The organism is Mesoflavibacter sp. (assembly GCF_964226795.1).
Taxonomy (GTDB): Bacteria; Bacteroidota; Bacteroidia; order Flavobacteriales; family Flavobacteriaceae; genus Mesoflavibacter; species Mesoflavibacter zeaxanthinifaciens.
Genome location: NZ_CAXQQP010000015.1, coordinates 1 through 2,626 on the forward strand (window position 1 = coordinate 1; position 2,626 = coordinate 2,626).

General features: G+C 31.1%; 3 protein-coding genes, 1 rRNA gene and 1 pseudogene. 1 reads left to right on the forward strand and 4 read right to left on the reverse strand.

Annotation, left to right across the window (positions count from 1 at the left end):
- Positions 1-37 precede the first annotated feature (37 nt).
- A 5S ribosomal RNA gene (gene rrf, locus ACEQT4_RS12400) occupies positions 38-144 on the forward strand.
- Positions 145-225: 81 nt separating this feature from the next.
- Here the strand turns inward: rrf and ACEQT4_RS12405 are convergent.
- From ACEQT4_RS12405 to ACEQT4_RS12420, 4 genes and pseudogenes are all read right to left on the reverse strand, one after another.
- Positions 226-468: a DUF6095 family protein gene (locus ACEQT4_RS12405; protein WP_370228091.1), complete on the reverse strand. Its 243-nt coding sequence runs from the start codon at positions 466-468 to the stop codon at positions 226-228.
- Complete coding sequence (murQ, locus tag ACEQT4_RS12410) at positions 458-1,276, reverse strand: N-acetylmuramic acid 6-phosphate etherase (RefSeq protein ID WP_027879696.1); 819 nt, start codon at positions 1,274-1,276, stop codon at positions 458-460. Before murQ ends, ACEQT4_RS12405 begins: the two co-directional genes overlap by 11 nt.
- Positions 1,277-1,388: 112 nt before the next feature.
- Complete coding sequence (locus ACEQT4_RS12415; protein WP_370228093.1) at positions 1,389-2,201, reverse strand: DUF4249 domain-containing protein; 813 nt, start codon at positions 2,199-2,201, stop codon at positions 1,389-1,391.
- Positions 2,201-2,626 (reverse strand): annotated as a pseudogene (locus ACEQT4_RS12420) (hypothetical protein); the annotation flags it as partial. The gene ACEQT4_RS12415 and the pseudogene ACEQT4_RS12420, both read right to left, overlap by 1 nt.

Here is a 2,626-nt window from a genome sequence, read left to right on the forward strand (position 1 = left end):
ACGGTAAAGTAGAATATTCTACATACACCGAAAGATTTAAGGTGATTATAGCGATGGGGCTCACCTCTTACCATTCCGAACAGAGAAGTTAAGCCCATTAGCGCCGATGGTACTACATTGTGGGAGAGTAGGTCGTCGCCTTTTTTAAAGTCCTCAACATTTTTTTGTTGAGGACTTTTTTTTGTTTTTTAGTTTTTGAAAAATTAAATGAAACTACGAAGTATACTACTTTGTTTTATTACTTTCGAAGAGACTTTTAAGAATAGTATTTATACCTTTAAAAGCAAAGTAAACAGCTAAAGAGCAAATTATTATTCCTAATATTAATAATACTATATAGAACTGTTTATCTTTATTGCTTAGAATAAGGTATAAAAAAGAAGGTCCTATAAACATTAGTAATAGTGATAATCCTAATTGTTTTAACCCTTTTATTAATATTTCTTTATCTGTAGATTTAGTTTCCATTTTTATAGTTTTTTATAGCTTCTCTAACATTACCATATTTTTTTAATATATTTTGAGCAGTTTCTCGATCTATATTAAGTTCAGAGATTAGCATTTTTTCTCCTCTATCTACAAGTTTATTGTTACTTAGTTGCATATTGACCATTTTATTACCTTTCACTTTTCCTAGCTGAATCATTGTAGAGGTACTAATCATATTAAGTACAAGCTTTTGAGCTGTTCCTGCTTTCATGCGTGAACTACCTGTTACAAATTCTGGACCTACTATAACTTCTATTGGAAATTGTGCTGTAGTACTAAGCGGACTATCTGAATTACATGTTATACATCCAGTAGTTATATTGTTTGTATTACAATTTTGTAAAGCTGATATTACATAAGGTGTTGTTCCTGATGCTGCTATACCAATAACTACATCTTTTTCGTTTATATTATGTTTTAATAAATCTTCCCAGCCTTGTGTTGTAGAATCTTCTGCAAATTCTACTGCTTTTCTAATAGCTAAATCTCCGCCAGCTATTAAACCTATAACTAAATCATATGACACACCAAATGTTGGTGGACATTCTGAAGCATCTACTATACCTAATCTACCGCTTGTTCCAGCACCGATATAAAATAATCTACCACCTTTTTTTAGTTTAATTACAATCTGTTCTACTAATTGTTCTATTTGAGGAATAGCTTTCTGTACTGCTAACGGTACAGTTTGATCTTCTTTATTAATGTTTGTGAGCAGTTGATTAATGCTCATCTTTTCTAAGTGATTATATTTAGAATCTTGTTCTGTGGTCTTTATAAATTTCATAGGTGTAAAGTTAGCTATTTTTGCGTTAGCGATAGTAGTGGTTAGCTTTTGGTGAGGCTTGCATCGAACCAAAACTAGCAACGGATAGCGCGACCCTTGTGGTAACGCCCAATTAATTTACTGTATAATTGTATTGATAGGCTTGTGATACCCTAAAATAACCTAACGGATAATTGTCTGGATTGGTAATATTTATACAATTACCTCTAACTGTTGCTGGTTGTGTTTCGAATGGGCCACCATCATTTTCTGAGGATTGTTGTAGTAAAAGGAACATGAAATTATAATATTGTTCAGAAATTCCGTAGTTTTTAATGATTACTTCATCACCGGATTCTAAATCTTCTTCGGTGAAAAATGCAAAAATTTGATTTCCATCTGTAAACTCGTCATCATATACTTCGTAAGTAGGAATTACTGCTATATCTGTATCAAATTGATATAAATAAAAATTTGGCTCATTAGCAGGATCATTATAATAGGCTTTTAACTCGATATCTTCTCCAGAAAAACCACCTTCATCATTTTGTTCTACATATTCTACAGGTGTTACAGATTTTAATTGTTCTGATCCTACATAAGTGTCTCCGTTATATTGGATTGTAAGTGTATATTCTTGGTTTATTTCAGGAATAAAATTTGTTGTTTTATATATACCAGTATCGCCGTCCTCAGTAAAAATAAAAGTATTATTATTTTGATCTGTTACACTAACTGTTGCATTATTAGCTGGTGGAATTTCTGTATCAAAAAATGGAGCAGACAATGTTAATTTAATATCTTGTTCATTACCTGTTGTGCCATCAAACCAATTTAGCGAAGCGTCTATTACAAGTTTAGGTTCTGTTTCTGGTAAGTCAATGTCTACAACTTCTTCACAGTTAAAAAGTAATAAAAGGGCACTTATATATATAAATTTTTTCATTAGAATTTAAAGTTATAGGTTACTGAAGGTATAATACCAAAAAGTGAAAATTTTGTAGCTTCATTAATTCCGGTAATTCTATTTTCTGAAAAACTTACTGAAGCAGCGTTGTAACGATTGTATGCATTATAAATACTAAAAGTCCAATAGTTTTGCCAACCTTTTGTCTTGTTAGGTTTTGGTGTATAATTTGCAGATATATCTAAACGATGATACGTTGGTAATCTGTTAGAATTACGATTACCGTAATTGGGTATTGTTAAACCTGCGTATTGATACTGAGATACAGGATATGTTGTAGGTTGTCCTGTTTGAAGAACAAAATTGGCATTAAAAGTCCATTTTTTATTCAATTCGTAATTACTAGTTATTGAAATATCATGAGTTTTATCAAATGCAGTATTGTACCAATTTCCGTTATTTAT